Here is an 18,423-nt window from a genome sequence, read left to right on the forward strand (position 1 = left end):
ACCGGCGCGTGCATCCTGCCTGCGCAGCATGCCGCCTCCCCCTATCCAGGCTGAAAGAGCGAACCATGAAGCAAAATATTCTCCTAGTCTCCGTCTGCGCTGCCCTGCTCCAGGCCTGCGCCCCGGTCTCTACCTCTCATGAAGGATCGCCTTCCGTGCCCGTTACCAGCACCTCCGCCACGGCCCAGCCGGCGCTCTCTGCCTACTACTGGAACCTGGTCTCGGCGACCGACGCCTCGGGCCAGCCCATCGCAGCCCTGAACAAAGGCATCGAACGCAAGCTGCGGCTGAACTTCGCCGACCAGCGCCTGAACATCAGCGGCGGCTGCAACGGCCAGTTCGGCGGCTATCGCTATGAAAACGGCGTACTGCACATCACCCAGATGGCCTCCACCATGATGGCCTGCGAGCGCAGCCTGATGGAGCTGGACGCGGAAATCGGCCGGCGCCTCAAGGGCGAGTTGCGGACCGCCCTCACCACCGACGGCGCCGAGCCCAGCCTGCAGCTGACCACCCAGGACGGCGCCGTGCTCACCTTCGCCGGTGAAGCCACCCCCGAGACCCGCTATGGCAGCCAGGGCGAGATTCGCTTCCTGGAAGTGGCCGCCAGCACCGTCAAGTGCAGCCACCCATTGATCCCCAACTACCAGTGCCTGCAGGTGCGCGAGCGCCGCTATGACGCTGCCGGCCTGCAACTGCCGACCCAGGATCAGTGGCACCCGCTGTACCAGTCCATCGAGGGCTACGAACACCAGGACGGCGTGCGCAACGTGCTGCGGGTCAAGCAGTACCAGTGGAAGAACCCGCCGGCCGACGCCCCGTCCACGGTCTACGTGCTGGACATGGTCGTCGAGCAGGACGCCTCGGGCAAACACTGATCGGTTGCGCCACGGCGCGGCTCGCGCCGGCATGATCGACAGCCAATAAAAAAGCCCCGTATCGACAGATACGGGGCTTTTTTGGTTAGGGCGGGATCAGGCCGTTACAGCACCGACTGACCGCTCATGGCCAGGTCCAGCAGTTCACGGTTGGCCACCGCGTACATGGCGTAGTCAGTGCCGCTGGCGGCACGGATTTCCACCATCATGGCGCGCCAGCGATCGGCCATGCTCGCGTTCTGCTCCAGCCACAGGGCCACGCGGGCTTCCATGTCGTCCGGCGCATCGGCCATCTGCAGCACCTTGATGGTGATCGCCCGCTGCTGCCAGTCCACGTCGTCGCGGAAGGCTTCACGGGCCTGGGCCTGCCAGTTGTTGCCCACCGGCAGATCGCTGATCTGCTGCAGGTACCACGGCAGGTCCAGGGCGCTGCCCACGGCGAAGTAGGCCTTGGCCACATCGGCCGCGCTCTGGCCGGTGACGTCGGCGGCCTCGATGATCGGCAGCAGGGTGTACAGGTGGGTAGTACCTGCAACCATGCGCGCCAGCAACTCCGGCACACCGGCCTCGACATAGGCCTGGTAACGGTTCTGCCAGCCCTCACGGGTCGGGCCTTCCAGCAGTTCGTCGAGCTTCAGCCCCAGGGCCGCCAGGTGCGGACCGAAGTGCGCCACATCGCGAGCGGCATCCTGCTCGTTGCGCCGGCTGCGCAGGAACCAGCGGGTAGCCCGACGGCCAAGGCGCATCAGCTCGTCCATCAGTTCCAGCTGGACCTGGGCCGAAACCTGGTGGTCCAGGGCTTCGATCTGCCGGAACCAGTGCGGCAGGTGGAAGATGTCCCGCACGATCACATAGGCGCCCGCCACGTTCGCCGGGCTCATGCCGGTGGACTCCTTCAAGCGCTGCACGAAGGTGATGCCCATGTGGTTGACCAGGTCGTTGGCGATCTGGGTGCTGACGATCTCGCGCTTCAGGCGGTGGCGACGCATGGCTTCAGAGAACTTGGCCACCAGGCTTGGCGGGAACGCGGTCTCCATGTCACGGGTCAGGTAGTCGTCATCCGGTACCAGGGACTTGAGCAAGGCTTCCTTGAGGTCGATCTTGCTGTAGGAAATCAGCACCGACAGCTCCGGACGGGTCAGGCCCTTGCCAGTGGCGGCGCGCTCGACGAGCTGCTCCTCGGTCGGCAGGTACTCGATGGCGCGGTCCAGCTTGCCCCGGCCTTCCAGGTCGCTCATCAGGCGCTTGTACTCGGCAGCACGCTCGTAGGCACGGCGCGCGGCCAGGGACAGGGCCTGGGTCTGCTTGTAGTTGTTGCCCAACACCAGGCCGCCGACTTCGTCGGTCATGCTGGCCAGCAGCTGGTTGCGCTGCTTGTCGGTCATGTCACCGGCCTGCACCACTTCGTTGAGCAGGATCTTGATGTTCACTTCGTGGTCGGAGCAATCCACGCCACCGGCGTTGTCGATGAAGTCGGTGTTGGAACCGCCGCCATTGAGGCCGAACTCCACACGACCCAGCTGGGTCATGCCGAGGTTGCCGCCCTCGCCCACCACCTTGCAGCGCAGCTCGTTACCGTTGACCCGCAGGGCGTCGTTGGCCTTGTCGCCGACGTCAGCGTGGCTCTCGGTGCTGGCCTTGACGTAGGTGCCGATACCGCCGTTCCACAGCAGGTCCACCGGCGCCTTGAGCAAGGCATTGAGCAGCTCGGTCGGGGTCAGCTTGTCGGCCTGGATGTCGAAGCGTTCCTTCATCTGCGGCGAGATGGCGATGCTCTTCGCGCTGCGCGAGAAGATCCCGCCGCCTTCGGACATGATGCTGGTGTCGTAGTCGCTCCAGGCCGAGCGCGGCAGGTCGAACATGCGCTGGCGCTCGACGAAGCTGGTGGCCGGGTTCGGGTTCGGGTCGATGAATATGTGCAGGTGGTTGAACGCCGCCACCAGTTGCAGCTTGTCGGACATCAGCAAGCCGTTGCCGAACACGTCGCCGGCCATGTCGCCGACGCCGACCACGGTGATGCTGTCTTCCTGGACATTGATCCCGCGCTCGCGGAAGTGGCGCTGCACGCCGACCCACGCGCCCTTGGCGGTGATACCCATCTTCTTGTGGTCGTAACCGGCCGAACCACCGGAGGCGAAGGCGTCGCCGAGCCAGAAGCCGTAGTCGATGGCAATGCCGTTGGCGATGTCGGAGAAGGTCGCGGTGCCCTTGTCTGCCGCCACCACCAGGTAGGGGTCATCGTTGTCGTGACGGACCACGTTGGCCGGTGGCACCAGGGCGCCGTCCTTGAGGTTGTCGGTGATGTCCAGCAGGCCGGAGATGAAGATGCGGTAGCAGGCGATGCCCTCGGCCGCGATCTCGTCCCGGCTGCCGCCCAGCGGCAGGCGACGAGGCAGGAAGCCGCCCTTGGCGCCCACCGGCACGATCACCGAGTTCTTCACTTGCTGGGCTTTTACCAGGCCCAGGACTTCGGTACGGAAGTCTTCTTCACGGTCGGACCAGCGCAGGCCTCCACGGGCCACGTTGCCAAAGCGCAGGTGCACGCCTTCCACCCGTGGCGAGTAGACGAAGATCTCGAACTTGGGCACCGGCTTGGGCAGCTCGGGGATCAGGTGCGGGTTGAACTTGAAGCTGAAGTAGGACTTGTTCTGGCCGTTGGCGTCGGTCTGGTAGAAGTTGGTGCGCAGGGTGGCCTTGATCAGGTCCAGGTAGCGCCGCAGGATGCGGTCTTCGTTGAGCACCTGGACCTCGTCCAGGGCGGTGAGGATCGCCTGCTCCAGACGCTGCTGCTTGTCTTCCAGGTCATCGCTGGTGAGCTTGCGCGCCAGGTAGAAGCGGGTCTTGAACAACCGGGTCAACTCGCGGGCGATGTCGGTGTGGTTGGTCAGGGTGCTGGCGATGTAGCCCAGGTCGAAGCCCAGGCGGATCTGCTTCAGGTAGCGGGCGTAGGCACGCAGCAGCGCCACGTCGCGCCATGGCAGGCCGGCGGTCAGCACCAGGCGGTTGAAGGCGTCGTTCTCGGCGTCGCCACGGACGATGTGGACAAAGGCGTCCTGCAGGGTGTCGTTGAGCTGCTGGATGTCCAGGTCCAGGCCTTCGGCAGCGGTGAAGGCAAAATCGTGGATCCAGAACTCGCGGCCGTTGTTGTGACGCAGGCGGTACGGGAACTCACCCAGCACCCGCAGGCCGAGGTTTTCCAGGATCGGCAGCACGTCGGACAGCGCCAGCGGGGTGTCGGCGTGGTACAGCTTGCAGTGCAGCTCGCGCTGGCCGGAGACCTGGCCCAGGGGCTGGTAGAAGCTCATCACCAGCGGGTTGGCTTCGGTCAGGCTCAGCAGGTGCTGCATGTCCACCACCGCCGAGTGCGCGGCGAAGCGCTCGCGGTAGCCGGCCGGGAAGCCTTTGGGGAAGTCCGCCAGCACGTTGGTGCCGTGGGCTTCGCCGAAGCTTTCCACAACCAGGCTGGCGTAGTCGTCCTGCCAGCTGCGGCAGGCCTGTACCACTTCCTTTTCCAGCAGCAGCGGATCGATGTCGATGCGCTGTTTCGGGTCCACCCGCAGGATCAACTGCACCCGGGCCAGTACCGACTCGGAGAAGAAGGTCCAGAATTCGCAGTCGGTGGCTTGCAGGCGATCCATCAGCACTTGCTGGATCTTCTGCCGCACTTCGGTGGAATAGATGTCACGCGGCACATAGGCCAGGCAGTAGCAGAAACGGCCGTAGGGGTCTTTGCGCAGGAACACGCGGATCTTGTTGCGTTCCTGGATCTGCACGATGGACATCACGGTGCTGAACAGCTCGTCCACCGGAGTCTGGAACAGATCGTCGCGAGGCAGCACCTCGAGAACCTGGGCCAGTTCCTTGCCCAGGTGCGCCTTGGCCTGGAAGCCCGAGCGCTGCTCGATGACTTCGACCTTGCGGCGGATGTAGGGAATCACGCGCACGCTCTCGCCGTACACCGAAGAGGTGTAGAGGCCCATGAAGCGGCATTCCTTGATCACCTTGCCGTCGGCATCGATCTGGCGGATCGAGACGAAGTCCGGGTAGGCCGGACGGTGCACGCGGCTCGGGTGCGCGGCCTTGGCGAACGACAGCGGCGTCGGTTCGCGCAGGTAGTTGACCGCGTAGTCTTCGATGCGCAGGTCTTCGCTGGTCAGGCCGGCGCGCAGCAGCTTGGCCAGGCCGAGGAACGAGCTCGGGTCATATTCGATATGCCCGCCGTCCTGGTCGGCGCCGACCACGAATTCTTCGTAGCCGAGGAAGGTGAAGTGGTTGCCCACCAGCCATTCGAGGAAGCTCTTGATCTCGGTCTTTTCTTCGGCGGCGATGGCGAACTGGCTGTTGTCGATGCTCTGGATCAGTTCCTGGACCTTGGCCTTCATCGGCTCGAAGTCGGCCACGGCGACCCGCACCTCGCCCAGTACCTGCTCCAGCTCCTTGCCCAGCACGCTGAGTTCGGCGGCGTTGGCGCAGCGGTCGATTTCCAGGTACATCAGCGATTCTTGCTGGACGCCTTCACCCTGGGTGCCCTTGGGCAGGATTTCCTGCAGCTCGCCCTTGCTGCCGCGACGCACGCTGAGCACGGTGGTCTGCAGGGTGTGGATGCTGTAGCCGCGACGGTTGAGCTCGGTGCGCACCGAGTCCACCAGAAACGGCAGGTCATGGTGCAGGACTTCCACGGCGGTGTGGGTCGACTGCCAGCCATGGCGTTCGTAGTCGGGGTTGTAGACGCGCACCTGCGGCTGCGCGTGATCGAAGCGCTCAAGCAGGCGCCAGGCAGAAAGGGTGCAGCCCGCCAGGTCGGACATGCGACGCTGGGTGAGTTCGTCCAGGGAAATGATGCCGAAGAATTGTTCAGCGAACAGCGCCACTTGTGGCAGTGCCTGTTCACTGATGTGCTGGGCCAGTGCCGCTTGCAGTTGGTGCTGGAAGTCGGCCTTGCTGGCTGCGGTGAAGAACGCCATCTGTGGTACTCCGCTTGGGCTTGTTATTGATGAAAGCGTCGCGTGCAATCCCCTTGCGGGGCGGTGCTGCATCCTGCTCCTGATCTCGGGCAGAGGTTGCAGGATGACAGGTGGGTGAAGCTGGACGAGACACGCAGGTCACATTCACCTTCGAAGGGATGGGCATCTGCAAAAACGACCGGAGCTTTCATACAAAAGCGCAATGCCTTTACAGGTGACCATCACGATTCAGACGCAACCTATTGCACTTGAAGACAATGTGTCCGCTGCGCAGCTTAACGAGTGCGATGCGACAGCTGCTTGCGATGCTGCGACATATTCGGTCATCGGCACGCTACTGACGGCTCGCCTGCTGAACAACACTAGCAGCCGGAGAGGAAAAACCCCGGGTTTCTCCCGGTTTCACGGTACTTGCGTACCAGAAACCAGCAGGCCGTTGCTTGCGCCGGCAACCTGTTGTCTGACAGACAAACCAGCAGAAATTCCCCCGGGCTGGCAGAATTGCCGATTTGCGGCCCCCATCGCGCCACCTTCAGGACCCCTGCCATGCAAATGACCACTGCCCATCTGATCGCCAACCCGTGCGACGACGAAGAAGACAACATGGCCATGCTCTGCTGCCACAGCACCCAGGGCGAGATGTTCCTGATGAGCCGCTACCCGGACGAGGACGAACTGGAAATCACCCTCGACGGCGAGCCCTCGACCCTTGACGGCGTCAAGGTCACCCTGAGCCCCACTGCCCTGCTGATCGAGATCGCCGCGGCCGACGCCGACGCCCTGAACGGCGCCGACCATCTGGAGATCCGCCACAGCACCGCGGCCTCGGACCTTGCCGAAGTGGAACAGACCCTGCAGAACATCCTCAAGGGCACCGGCACCTACATCAGCCAACTGCCCTGACCCAGCACCGCCCTCCTGTAGGAGCTGGCTTGCCAGCGAAGGCGCCCGCACGCCCTGCGCACAACCCAAGGCCCCCTTCGCCGGCAAGCCGGCTCCTACAACACGCCCAACACCGCACCCAACCGTAGGAGCTGGCTTGCCAGCGAAGGCGCCCGCAAGCCCTGCGCACATCCCAAGGCCCCTTTCGCCGGCAAGCCGGCTCCTACAACACCCCCAACATCGCACCCAACCGTAGGAGCTGGCTTGCCAGCGAAGAGGCCCGCAAGCCCTGCGCACAATCCAAGGCCCCTTTCGCCGGCAAGCCGGCTCCTACAACACCCCCAACATCGCACCCAACCGTAGGAGCTGGCTTGCCAGCGAAGAGGCCCGCAAGCCCCACGCACACCCCAAGGCCCCCTTCGCCGGCAAGCCGGCTCCTACAACAACCCCAACACCGCACCCAACCGTAGGAGCTGGCTTGCCAGCGAAGGCGCCCGCAAGCCCTGCACACACCCCAAGGCCCCCTTCGCAAGCAGAGCCCCCCCGCAGGGAGCACCAGGCAAGGGCTGCAAAAAAACACGGAATTTTTCGACTAATTGGCTAAATCAGGTTTTCCCCGTTAGTCGCCGACCCCCGCTATGGATTAAAGTATCGCCCCCAGCCCCGGCGTTATTCGACCGCCCGTGGCGCACCCTCTGCAGGAACCGTCACCGATGGAACATCGTGAAGCGCTCTTGGCGCTGCGAACCTTTCTTTCAACGCAGATTCTCGGCCAGGAAAAACTCATCGAGCGCTTGCTCATCGCCCTGCTCGCCGACGGCCACATGCTGGTCGAGGGCGCTCCGGGCCTGGCCAAGACCAAGGCCATCAAAGAGTTGGCCGAAGGCATTGAAGCGCAATTCCATCGGATCCAGTTCACCCCCGACCTGCTGCCCGCCGACATCACCGGCACCGAGATCTATCGCCCGGAAACCGGCAGCTTCGTGTTCCAGCAAGGCCCGATCTTCCACAACCTGGTGCTGGCGGACGAAATCAACCGCGCCCCGGCCAAGGTCCAGTCGGCGCTGCTGGAAGCCATGGCCGAACGCCAGGTCAGTGTCGGGCGCAGCACCTATGAACTGTCGCCGCTGTTTTTGGTGATGGCGACCCAGAACCCCATCGAGCAGGAAGGCACCTACCCGCTGCCCGAAGCCCAGCTCGACCGCTTCCTGATGCACGTCAAGATCGGCTTCCCGGATGCCGCCGTCGAGCGCCGCATCCTCCAGCAGGCCCGGGGCGAAGCCCTGAACGGCGAGACCAAGCCCGAGCGCCGGGTCAGCCAGCAGGCGATCTTCGCCGCGCGCAAGGAAATCCTCGGCCTGTACATGGCCGACGCGGTGGAGGAGTACCTGGTACAGCTGGTGATGGCCACCCGCACCCCGGGCAAGTTCGACCCGGAGCTGGCGGAGTGGATCGCCTACGGCGCCAGCCCCCGCGGCTCCATCGCCCTGGACCGTTGCGCCCGGGCCCACGCCTGGCTGGCCGGGCGCGATTTCGTCAGCCCGGAAGACATCCAGGCCGTGCTGTTCGACGTGCTGCGCCATCGCATCATCCTGTCCTTCGAGGCGGAAGCCGCCGGCATCGACCAGGACCGGGTGGTCCAGCGCATCCTCGACGTCGTTGCCGTCGCCTGACCCCCATGACCCTAGCCAGCGCCGAACCCGGCATCCGCATTACCCTTGGCGAGTTGATCGAGATGCGCCATCGCGTGCGCGAGGTGCAGCTGTTCTCGACCCCAAGCCAGCGCAGCCCGCTGATCGGCCTGCACCACTCCAAGCTGCGCGGGCGCGGGGTGGATTTCGACCAGGTGCGGGTCTACCAGGCCGGCGATGACGTGCGCACCATCGACTGGCGGGTCACCGCACGCACCCAGGAGCCGCACACCAAGCTGTTCCATGAGGAGCGCGAGCGGCCGATCTTCATCATGGTCGAGCAGAGTCGCCAGCTGTTCTTCGGCTCCGGGCTGATGTTCAAGTCGGTGCTCGCGGCCCAGGCCGCCGCGCTGATCGGCTGGGCCGCCCTGGGCCACAACGACCGGGTCGGCGGCCTGGTGTACGGCGACGACGAGCACTATGAGATCAAGCCCCGGCGCAGCAAGCAGAGCCTGCTGCAACTGCTCAACCGCCTGGTGCGGGTCAACCAGTCGCTGCACGCCGATACCCAGCCCCAGCGCGACGCCCTGGGCACCGCCCTGCTGCGCGGCCGCGAAGTGCTGCGCCCCGGCAGCCTGGTGATCGTCATCTGCGATGAGCGCGCCCTGAGCGACGCCGCCGAGCAGCAACTGAGCCTGCTGTCCCGGCACTGCGACCTGCTGCTGATGCCGCTGTCCGATCCCCTGGACCACGCCCTGCCCGCCGCCGGCCTGCTGCGCTTCGCCGAACGCGGTGCGCAGCTGGAGCTCGATACCCTGAACTACGACCTGCGCCAGGCCTACCGGGCCATGAGCGAAGCGCGCATTGCCCGTTGGGAACGCCTGGCGCAGAAACTGCGGGTGCTGCTGATGCCCCTGAGCACCCAGAGCGAGATGGTCGAGCAGCTGCGCGAGTACCTCAACCCCAAGCGTCCGGGAGCCGGACGATGAGCAGCCTGGAACAACTGCAGCCCTTGCTGCTGCCTCCTGCGGTGAGCCTGTGGCCGCCGGCGCCGGGCTGGTGGCTGCTGCTGGTGTTGCTGCCCCTGCTGGGCCTGGCCCTCTGGCGCTGGCGCCACCTGTGGCCGCGCAAGGCCGCCGTGCCCCGTGGCGAACAACCCCTGGACCCGGTGCGCCTGGCTGCCCTGGCGGAGCTGGCACTGCTGCCCAAGCCCTATGACGGCGCCCCCGCCGGGGCCTGGTTGCAGGCCCTCAACGGCCTGCTCAAGCGCCTGTGCCGCAACCACTATCCCTACAGCCAGAGCCACACCCTCAACGGCCGCAAATGGTTGGCGTTTCTCGACAACCGCTGCCCCGCCGCCGGCCTGACCCGCTGGATGGTGCTGGTAGAGGGCGCCTACAAACCCGAGTGCAAGCTCGACGACAAAGCCATCGCCGGCCTGACCCAGGCGGTGGACACCTGGATTCGCAAGCATGTTTGAGTTCGCCTGGCCGTGGATCTTCGCCCTGTTGCCCCTGCCCTGGCTGCTGCGCCGGGTGCTGCCGGTGGCCGACAGCGGCGAGCCGGCGCTCAAGATCAGCTTCCTCACTGAACTCGAAGGCCTGTCCAAGCGCCGTGCCCGCGCCCACCTGCCTTCCTGGCGCCAGCAGGCACGCTTCATCCTGCTGTGGGTCTTGCTGTTGCTCGCCGCGGCACGCCCGCAATGGCTGGGGGAACCCTTGCCGGTGGCCGCCAGTGGCCGCGACCTGCTGGTGGCGGTGGACGTGTCCGGCTCCATGGATTTTCCCGACATGCAATGGCAAGGCGACGACATCAGCCGCCTGGACCTGGTCAAGAACCTGCTGGGGGACTTTCTCGAACACCGCGAGGGCGACCGGGTCGGCCTGATCCTGTTTGGCAGCAAGGCCTACCTGCAGGCACCGCTGACCTTCGACCGGCACACGGTGCGGGTCTGGCTGGATGAGGCGAAGATCGGCATCGCCGGCAAGAACACCGCCATCGGCGATGCCATCGGCCTGGCCCTCAAGCGCTTGCGCCAGCGTCCGGCCCAGAGCCGGGTGCTGATCCTGGTCACCGACGGCGCCAACAACGGCGGCGAGATCGCACCGATCACCGCCGCCCGGCTGGCGGCCGAGGAAGGGGTGAAGATCTACCCCATCGGCATCGGCGCGGACCCGGAGCAGAGCGCCACCCTCGGCGTGCTCGGGGTCAACCCGAGCCTGGACCTGGACGAACCGGCCCTCAAGGAACTGGCACAGGTCACCGGCGGCCGCTATTTCCGTGCCCGTGACGGCCAGGAACTGCAGGCGATCAAGGACACCCTCGACCAACTGGAGCCCGTGGCCCAGCAACCGACCCAGGCCCGCCCGGCCCAGGCCCTGTATCACTGGCCCCTGGCTGCGGCGCTGCTTTTGAGCCTGTTGCTGGTGCTGCGCGAGCGTTGGCCGGACAACCCGTTGCAGCGGTTGTTTTCCCGCCCGCACTTTCTCCAGCCGTCCCATGACTGGCGCCAGCGGCTCAAGCGCCTGCGCCTGCGGAGGCGCCGATGATCAGCCTCTGGCCCCATTGGTTCCGGCCGTACTGGCTGCTGGTGCTGCCGTTGCTGGCGCTGCTGCTGTGGCAACTCTGGCACCGGCAGAAACGCGCCGGGCGCTGGCAGATGATCCTGCCACCGGCCTTCCACGCGGCCCTGCTCAGTGGCGGCAACGGCCGCGAAAGCAAGCTGCCCTGGATCGCTCTGGGGCTGGCCTGGCTGCTGGCGGTACTGGCCTTGCTGGGCCCCAGCTGGCAACGGGTGGAACAGACCAGCCAGAAACCCGCCGACCCCTTGGTGGTGGTGCTGGAACTGACCCCGCAGATGCTGGCCGACGACGTGCCGCCCAACCGCCTGGAACAGGCCCGGCACAAGCTGCTGGACCTGCTGGCACTGCGCAGCGACGCGCAAACCGCGATCGTGGTCTATGCCGGTAGCGCCCACACCCTGGTGCCGCTGTCCGACGACCTGGCCACCAGCCGCAACCTGCTGGACGCCCTCAAGCCGTCGATCATGCCCCAGCCCGGCCAGCGCGCCGACCTGGCCCTGCGCAAGGCCCTGGACCTGCTCGCCCAGGGCGCCCTGGGCCAGGGCCGGGTGCTGCTGATGGCCTCGTCCCTCAACGAACAGGAACGCCAAGGCATCCGCCAGGCCCTGGACGGCGAGGCGCCACAGTTGCTGATGCTCGGCATCGGCAGCCGCGACGGCGCTCCGGTGGCCCTGGAAGACGGCAGTTATCTCAAGGACGACCAGGGCGCGATCCTGGTGTCGCGCCTGGACAGCCCGGCCCTCAAGCAGTTCATCGGCGATGTCGGCGGCCGCTACCGCCAGGCCCGCCTGGACGACAGCGACCTGCGCGGCCTGGGCCTGCTGGGCAGCCCCCAGGGCGTGCGCAGCGATGGCCAGACCCTGCGCCTGGACACCTGGGCCGACCAGGGCTACTGGCTGCTGCTGCCACTGTTGCTGCTGGCGGCCTGCGCCGGGCGCCGTGGCTGGCTGTTCTGCCTGCCGCTGCTGCTGTTGGCCGTGCCGCAACCCAGCTACGCCTTCGACTTCAACGACCTGTGGCTGCGCCCCGACCAGCAGGGCCAGCGCCTGCTGGAGCAGCAGCGCCCGGCCGAAGCGGCGCGGCATTTCCAGGATCCGCAATGGCAAGGCGTGGCCTTGTATGAAGCGGGCAACTACAATGCCGCCGCCGAGCGCTTTGCCGAAGGCAACGATGCCCGCGCCCACTACAATCGCGGGAATGCCCTGGCCCGCAGTGGCGAGCTGGAAGCCGCCATCGACGCCTACGAGCAGGCCCTGGAACGCCAACCGGACCTGCAACCGGCACTGCAGAACAAGGCCCTGGTGGAAAGCCTGCTGCAACAGCAGCACGCCGTCGAGCCAGCGCCGCCGGAGAAAGCCCAAGACCCCGACAGCGACGACAACCGGCCCGGCCCCAGCAGCACCGCCAACCCGCCACCGGCCGCCAGCGACACACCCGGCACTCCCGGCGAAGCACCGGCCGGCGAGGGTGAAGAACCGGCGCCGCCGCCTCCGGGCAATGGCCACAGTGAAGTACCCGGCAGCGAGCTCGACGACCAGCACACCACCACCCCGCTGCGTCCGGTGGAGGACGGTCTGGATGCCGAGCACCAGCAGGCGCTGGAACAATGGCTGCGCAAGATCCCGGACGATCCGGGAGAACTGCTGAGGCGTAAATTCTGGTACGAACAGCAACAACATCAGGATCAGGGAAAAACTCGATGACCCGCTGCACCGCCCTTCTGCTCGCCCTCGCGCTCTGGACTGCCTCGTCCCAGGCTGCCGGCCTGCTCGCCAGCCTGGACCGCAGCCAGGTGAACGCCGGGGAGACCGTCGAGCTGACCCTGGAGTCCAGTGATGTCACTCAGTTCGGCAAACCCGACCTCAGCCCCCTGGAGGCGCAGTTCGAGGTGCGGGGCACGCGCCAGGTCAACCAGCTCAACACCCTGGGCGACAGCCACGCCAGCACCCGCTGGATCATCACCCTGCTGCCACGCCGCACCGGCACCTTGCAGATCGCCCCGCTGCAACTGGGCAACCTGCAAAGCCAGGCGCTGAGCCTGCAGGTCAGCGCCAGCCCGGCCCAGGAGCAGCAGACGCGCCTGGAACCGGTGTTCATCGAGGCCGAGCTTGACCAGCCCCAGGTCTACGTCCAGGCCCAGGCCCTGCTGACCCTGCACATCTACCACTCGGTGCCGCTGTTCGACGACAGCAGCCTGAGCCCGCTGCTGCTCAACGACGCCCGGGTCGAGCAACTGGGGGAACCGCGCACCTACGAAAAACTCATCAACGGCGTGCGCCATGGGGTGATCGAGATGCGCTACGCGGTCTATCCCCAGCGCAGCGGCCCGTTGCAGATCCCGGCGCTGACCTTCAGCGCCACCCTGGCCAACCCGCCCAACGACCAGGAGTCGGCGCCCCAGACTCCCAGGCCCGGCAAGTTGATCCATGTCGCCTCCAAGGCGCTGTCCCTTGACGTCATGCCCAAGCCCGCCAGCTACCCCGCCGACACCCCCTGGCTGCCGGCCCGAGAGCTGAGCCTGAGCGAAAGCTGGAGTCCCGAGCCGGACCAGCCCCAGGTCGGCGACTCCCTGACCCGCACCCTGACCCTGCGCGCCCAGGGGCTGTCCAGTGCCCAACTGCCACCGCTGCCCCTGGCCGAAGTCAACGGCCTGCGCAGCTACCCGGACCAGCCGCAACTGAGCAACCAGCACGTCGAACAGGGCCTGCTGGGGATCCGCGAAGAGCGCCAGGCCCTGGTGCCGACCCGCACCGGCCTGGTCGAACTGCCGGCCCTGGAAGTGACCTGGTGGAACACCCAGGACAACCGCCTGGAAGTCAGCAGCCTGCCGGCCCACCGTCTGCAGGTGGCGAACAACCCGAGCCTGGTGGTGGACACCCCGGCCGGCACGCCCCAGGCCAGCGTCGACAACAGTGAACTGTGGCCCTGGCAACTGAGCACCCTGCTGCTGGCCTGCACCAGCCTGCTGGGTTTCGGCCTGTGGTGGCGCGCCCGCTCGCAACCGGCGGTGCTGCGCGCAGCGCAGACCGGCCCCAGCCCCCGCTCGCTGCTCGACGACCTCAAGCGTGCCTGCCAGGCCAACGACCCGCAGGCCACCCGCCAGGCCCTGGACGCCTGGGCCCGCCAGCAGCCGGAAACCCTGGCCGAAATGGCGGCACGCTTCATCCCCCTGTCCGATGCCCTGGACGGCCTCAATGGCGCCCTCTACAGCGAAACCGGCCAGTACTGGCAAGGTGAGGAACTGTGGCGTGCGATCCGCGCCATCCCGATCGCCGAACGGGTCCAGGACCCGGTGGCAGACACCACCAGCCTGCCGCCGCTGTACCCCAAGTAACCCGTCCTCCGCGCCCCTCTCTCCCACGTAGGAGCCGGCTTGCCGGCGAAGGCGCTCTTGCGGGGCCCTTCGCTGGCAAGCCAGCTCCTACAGCGCGTGGCTCCACATTCAGCAGGGGCGACAGTGCACCAGAACGCAAAAAGCCCTGCACCCGGCGACAAGCCAGGGGCGCCCGTCTGCGCGTAGCTTAAGGCTGTGGGCCGGACCAGCGTCCGGCCCCCCCGAGAACAACAAGAACTCAGGTGAGCCATGAGCACAGTAGATCCGATCACTCTCGCCGTGGTGCGAGGGGCGCTGGAAACCGCACAGCGTGAAATGACCCTGACCCTGGAGAAAACCGGCCGTTCCAGCGTCTTCAACCTGGCCCATGACTATTCCAACGCTTTGTTCGACCACCTTCCGGAAATGGTCCTCCAGGGCCAGGACATTCCGATCCACCTCGGTTCGCTGATTCCGGCGATGAAATGCGTCGCCGGGTTCTTCGGCCAGGACATCCAGGAAGGCGACGTGATCTATCACAACGATCCGGCCTACCAGGGCAGCCATATCCTCGACTGCTGCATGTACAAGCCGGTGTTCTACCAGGGCGAGCTGGTGTTCTGGGCCGTGTGCAAGGGCCACCTCACCGATATCGGCGGCCCGGTGCCCGCCGGCTACAACCCGGACGCCAGGGAGATCTACGCCGAAGGCCTGCGGATTCCGCCGGTCAAGCTGTGGTCTGCGGGCCAGCGCCGGGAAGACGTGATCAACCTGCTGTTGACCAACATGCGTGCCCGGGCCTACCAGGAAGGCGACCTGAACGCCCAGTACGGCGCCTGCAGCGTCGGCGAGCGGCACCTGCTGGCGTTGCTCGAACGCTACGGCGTGGAGCAGGTGCGGGCCTGCATCGGCGAACTCAAGGACATGGCCGACCGGCACATGCGCGCTCTGCTGCGCAAGGTGCCGGACGGCGTCTACCACGGCAGTGCGGTGCTGGAGGATTCCGGCCACGGCCTGGGCCAGTTGACCATCAACGCCCAGGTGCGGATCAGCGGCGACCAGGCCCACGTGCGCATCGACAGCCCGCCCCAGGTGCCCTACTTCATCAACTCCTATGCCGGCAACTCGGTGTCCGGGGTGTACCTGGGGCTGATGATGTTCGCCCAGGTGCCGCCGCCCTACAACGAAGGCCTGTACCGCTGCATCAGCGTCGACCTCGGTGCCCCCGGCACCCTGTGCAACGCCACGGAGCCGGCGCCCCACGTCAACAGCACCACCACCCCCATGGAGACCCTCGCCGACGCCGTGCGCCAGGCCCTGGAACAGGCGGCGCCGGAACGGGTCACCGCCTCCTGGGGCCATGCCAGCGGGATCAATATCGCCGGGCACGACCCGCGCAACGGCAACGCCGAGTACGTGACCATGGTCCTGGCCTCGATCATCTCCGGGGCCGGGGCCAACCAGGCCATGGACGGCTGGCCGGCCTGCGGGCCGCTGTGCTGCTTCGGCGCCCTGATGTCCGGGGACATCGAACTGCTGGAGTACGCCTACCCGATCCTCATCCACCGCTACAGCCTGATCACCGACAGCGGCGGCGCCGGGCAGTATCGCGGTGGCTCGGGCACCCGCATCGACATCGAACCGTTGCAGCACCCGATGACCGTGGTGGGCTTCGGCGAAGGCCGGCAGCTGCCCACCGCCGGAGCTGCCGGGGCCCGCAACGGCCTGTTGCCGCCCAAGCTCGGGCGCTTGATCCATCGCCGTGCCGATGGCCAGGAACAGAGCTACCAGCACAACGCCCAGTTGACCGCGCAGCCCGGTGAGCGGGTGATCAACTGCAACCCCGGCGGCGGCGGTTATGGCGACCCCTTCCAGCGCCCCCTGGAACGCGTTGCCGAAGACCTGCGCAACGGCCTGATCTCCACCGCCGGCGCACGCCTGGACTACGGCGTGGTGTTCGACGCCGAGCAGCAGTTGGACCACGACGCCACCCGCGCCCTGCGCGCCCGCCCCTGAGCCGAACCCACGGAGCATTTGCCATGACCAAGCAACACTATCGCCTGGGTATCGACGCCGGCGGCACCTTCACCGATTTCATCCTCGCCGACCACAGCGGCCATGTGCAGCTGTTCAAGGCCCCCTCGACCCCGGAAGACGGCACCCTGGCGATCCGCAACGGCCTGGCACAGATCGCCGATGCCATTGGCCGCAGCCCGGCAGAGATCATTGCCGACTGCGACCTGTGCATCAACGGCACCACCGTGGCCCTCAATGCCCTGATCGAGAAGACCGGGGCCAAGGTCGGCCTGCTGTGCACCCTGGGCCACGAAGACAGCCTGGAGATTCGCCTGGGGCACAAGGAGGACGGCCATCGCTACGACGCCAGCTACCCTCCCGCCCACATGCTGGTACCGCGCCACCTGCGCCGGCCCATCGGCGGGCGGATGCGCAGCGACGGCGTGGAGCACGCCCCTCTGGACGAAGCGGCGATCCACGCCGCCATCGACTATTTCCGCCAGCAGGAGGTCGAGGCGGTGGCCATTTCCTTTGTCTGGTCGGTGCGCAACCCGGCCCATGAGCAGCGCGCGGCGCAGTGGGTGCGTGCGGCGCTGCCCGGGGTGTTCGTCTGCACCGGCAATGAAGTGTTCCCGCAGATCCGCGAGTACACCCGCACCTCCAGCACCGTGGTCAACGCCTACCTGAGCCCGCTGATGGGCCGCTACATCCAGCGCATCGACAGCCTGTTCGAAGAGCTGGGGGCCCAACAGCCGACCCGCTACTTCCAGTCCAACGGCGGCCTGGCCCCGGGTTCGATCATGAGCACCCGGGCGGTCAACGCCATCAACTCCGGCCCGGCCTCGGCGCCCCAGGCCGGCTTGTGCGTGGCCCGGCCCTTCGGTATCGACAACGTGATCACCGTGGACATGGGCGGCACCTCCTTCGACATCACCCTGAGCCAGGGCGGGCGCACCAACTTCAGCAAGGACAGCGACTTTCTGCGCTACCGCATCGGCGTGCCGATGATCCAGGTGGAAACCCTGGGCGCCGGTGGCGGCTCCATCGCCCACCTGGACCCCTTCGGCATGCTGCAGGTCGGCCCGCGCAGCGCCGGCGCCAACCCCGGGCCGGTGTGCTACGGCAAGGGCGGCAGCGAACCCACCGTGACCGATGCCAACCTGGCCCTGGGCTACCTGGCGGACGGTGCGCTGCTGGGCGGCAGCATCCGCCTCCAGCGCCAGGCCGCACTGGACGCGATCCGCAGGCGGATCGCCGAGCCCCTGGGCATCAGCGTCGAGCGCGCGGCGCTGGGGATCATCACCCTGGTCAACCTGAACATGGTCAGCGGCATTCGCCGGGTCTCAGTGGAACGCGGCTATGACCCGCGCCAGTTCGCCTTGATCGGGGCCGGGGGCGCCGCGGGCATGCACGTGATCCGCCTGGCCGAGGAAATCGGCAGCCAGGTGGTGCTGATTCCCAAGGTGGCCTCGGGGCTGTGCGCCTTCGGACAGATTCTCTCGGACATCCGCTATGACCAGTTGACCACCCTGCCCATGCGCCTGGACGACGCCCATGTGGATCTGGAGCGGCTCAACCAGGCCCTGGCGCAATTGCGCGAGCAGGGCCTGGAGAACCTGCGCCAGGACGGCTTCAGCGGCGGCAACCGGATCGATACCCAGTACACCCTGGAGATCCGCTACCTGGGGCAGATCCATGAGTGCAGCGTCGACCTGGCCAGCAACCAGCTCGACCCGGCGGGCCTGGTGGCCCTGCGCGAGGCCTTCCATGCCCGGCACAAGGTGCTGTTCTCCTACAGCGAACCCCAGAGCCCCATCGAACTGGTGAACCTGGAGTGCTCGGTGATTGCCCGCCTGCAGCATCCGCCGATGCCCGGGCTGGCGGTTGCCGACCAGCCACAGCCGGCGCAGCCTCGGGAACAGCGCTCGATGCTGTTCGATGATGCTCGCGGCTGGCAGCCGACGGCGGTGTTCGATGGCGCGCAGGTCCAGGTCGGCCAGCCCCTCACGGGCCCCTGTGTGATCGAGGAAGCCACCACCAACATCGTGGTGCCGCCGGGCTGGCAGGCAATCCTCGCGCCCTCGGCCTGCTACCGGCTGACGCCTGTCGATTGACCCTCCCGGGCTTTTACCCAAAGATGACCCTCCCCAGGCACCG

General features: G+C 66.8%; 11 protein-coding genes. 10 read left to right on the forward strand and 1 reads right to left on the reverse strand.

The window, feature by feature from the left end:
- The first annotated feature begins 155 nt into the window (after positions 1 to 155).
- Entirely contained in the window at positions 156 to 878 is a 723-nt protein-coding gene (locus ACZ5BO_RS19615; RefSeq protein ID WP_256245228.1) for an META and DUF4377 domain-containing protein, read from the forward strand.
- 104 nt (positions 879 to 982) lie between these two features.
- Here the strand turns inward: ACZ5BO_RS19615 and ACZ5BO_RS19620 are convergent, their stop codons facing one another.
- Complete coding sequence (locus tag ACZ5BO_RS19620) at positions 983 to 5,842, reverse strand: NAD-glutamate dehydrogenase (RefSeq protein WP_464696185.1); 4,860 nt, start codon at positions 5,840 to 5,842, stop codon at positions 983 to 985.
- A gap of 546 nt (positions 5,843 to 6,388) precedes the next feature.
- On the opposite strand from ACZ5BO_RS19620, the gene ACZ5BO_RS19625 reads away from it, so the two are divergent.
- The 9 genes from ACZ5BO_RS19625 to capA all read left to right on the forward strand — a co-directional run bounded on the left by ACZ5BO_RS19625 (position 6,389) and on the right by capA (position 18,380).
- On the forward strand, positions 6,389 to 6,745 hold the full coding sequence (locus ACZ5BO_RS19625) for a hypothetical protein (protein ID WP_025131943.1): 357 nt from the start codon (positions 6,389 to 6,391) through the stop codon (positions 6,743 to 6,745).
- 692 nt (positions 6,746 to 7,437) lie between these two features.
- Entirely contained in the window at positions 7,438 to 8,397 is a 960-nt protein-coding gene (locus tag ACZ5BO_RS19630) for an AAA family ATPase (RefSeq protein WP_025130052.1), read from the forward strand.
- A gap of 5 nt (positions 8,398 to 8,402) precedes the next feature.
- Positions 8,403 to 9,344 carry a DUF58 domain-containing protein gene (locus tag ACZ5BO_RS19635; RefSeq protein WP_025130051.1) on the forward strand — a complete coding sequence of 314 codons (942 nt, stop codon included), beginning with the start codon at positions 8,403 to 8,405 and terminating at the stop codon, positions 9,342 to 9,344.
- On the forward strand, positions 9,341 to 9,835 hold the full coding sequence (locus ACZ5BO_RS19640; RefSeq protein ID WP_025130050.1) for a DUF4381 domain-containing protein: 495 nt from the start codon (positions 9,341 to 9,343) through the stop codon (positions 9,833 to 9,835). Before ACZ5BO_RS19635 ends, ACZ5BO_RS19640 begins: the two co-directional genes overlap by 4 nt.
- Positions 9,828 to 10,904, forward strand: a complete 1,077-nt coding sequence (locus ACZ5BO_RS19645; protein WP_464696186.1) for a vWA domain-containing protein — start codon at positions 9,828 to 9,830, stop codon at positions 10,902 to 10,904. The genes ACZ5BO_RS19640 and ACZ5BO_RS19645 overlap by 8 nt, the downstream gene beginning before the upstream one ends.
- A complete protein-coding gene (locus ACZ5BO_RS19650; protein ID WP_464696187.1) occupies positions 10,901 to 12,640 on the forward strand; it encodes a vWA domain-containing protein in 1,740 nt (579 codons plus the stop codon). The genes ACZ5BO_RS19645 and ACZ5BO_RS19650 overlap by 4 nt, the downstream gene beginning before the upstream one ends.
- A complete protein-coding gene (locus ACZ5BO_RS19655; RefSeq protein WP_464696188.1) occupies positions 12,637 to 14,271 on the forward strand; it encodes a BatD family protein in 1,635 nt (544 codons plus the stop codon). The genes ACZ5BO_RS19650 and ACZ5BO_RS19655 overlap by 4 nt, the downstream gene beginning before the upstream one ends.
- A gap of 249 nt (positions 14,272 to 14,520) precedes the next feature.
- Positions 14,521 to 16,266: a caprolactamase subunit beta gene (gene capB / locus ACZ5BO_RS19660; protein ID WP_464696189.1), complete on the forward strand. Its 1,746-nt coding sequence runs from the start codon at positions 14,521 to 14,523 to the stop codon at positions 16,264 to 16,266.
- Positions 16,267 to 16,289: 23 nt separating this feature from the next.
- The gene (gene capA / locus ACZ5BO_RS19665) at positions 16,290 to 18,380 is read left to right on the forward strand and encodes a caprolactamase subunit alpha (protein ID WP_464696190.1); all 2,091 of its coding nucleotides are present in this window, start codon (positions 16,290 to 16,292) and stop codon (positions 18,378 to 18,380) included.
- The last annotated feature ends 43 nt before the right edge of the window (positions 18,381 to 18,423 follow it).

Source organism: Pseudomonas sp. FFPRI_1, assembly GCF_055384485.1.

Excerpts from the sequence above, each read along its gene's own strand:
- ACZ5BO_RS19620 (WP_464696185.1), bottom strand. The coding sequence starts at position 5,842 with ATGGCGTTCTTCACCGCAGCCAGCAAGGCCGACTTCCAGCACCAACTG.
- ACZ5BO_RS19625 (WP_025131943.1), top strand. The coding sequence starts at position 6,389 with ATGCAAATGACCACTGCCCATCTGATCGCCAACCCGTGCGACGACGAA.
- ACZ5BO_RS19630 (WP_025130052.1), top strand. The coding sequence starts at position 7,438 with ATGGAACATCGTGAAGCGCTCTTGGCGCTGCGAACCTTTCTTTCAACG.
- ACZ5BO_RS19635 (WP_025130051.1), top strand. The coding sequence starts at position 8,403 with ATGACCCTAGCCAGCGCCGAACCCGGCATCCGCATTACCCTTGGCGAG.
- ACZ5BO_RS19640 (WP_025130050.1), top strand. The coding sequence starts at position 9,341 with ATGAGCAGCCTGGAACAACTGCAGCCCTTGCTGCTGCCTCCTGCGGTG.
- ACZ5BO_RS19645 (WP_464696186.1), top strand. The coding sequence starts at position 9,828 with ATGTTTGAGTTCGCCTGGCCGTGGATCTTCGCCCTGTTGCCCCTGCCC.
- ACZ5BO_RS19650 (WP_464696187.1), top strand. The coding sequence starts at position 10,901 with ATGATCAGCCTCTGGCCCCATTGGTTCCGGCCGTACTGGCTGCTGGTG.
- ACZ5BO_RS19655 (WP_464696188.1), top strand. The coding sequence starts at position 12,637 with ATGACCCGCTGCACCGCCCTTCTGCTCGCCCTCGCGCTCTGGACTGCC.
- capB (WP_464696189.1), top strand. The coding sequence starts at position 14,521 with ATGAGCACAGTAGATCCGATCACTCTCGCCGTGGTGCGAGGGGCGCTG.
- capA (WP_464696190.1), top strand. The coding sequence starts at position 16,290 with ATGACCAAGCAACACTATCGCCTGGGTATCGACGCCGGCGGCACCTTC.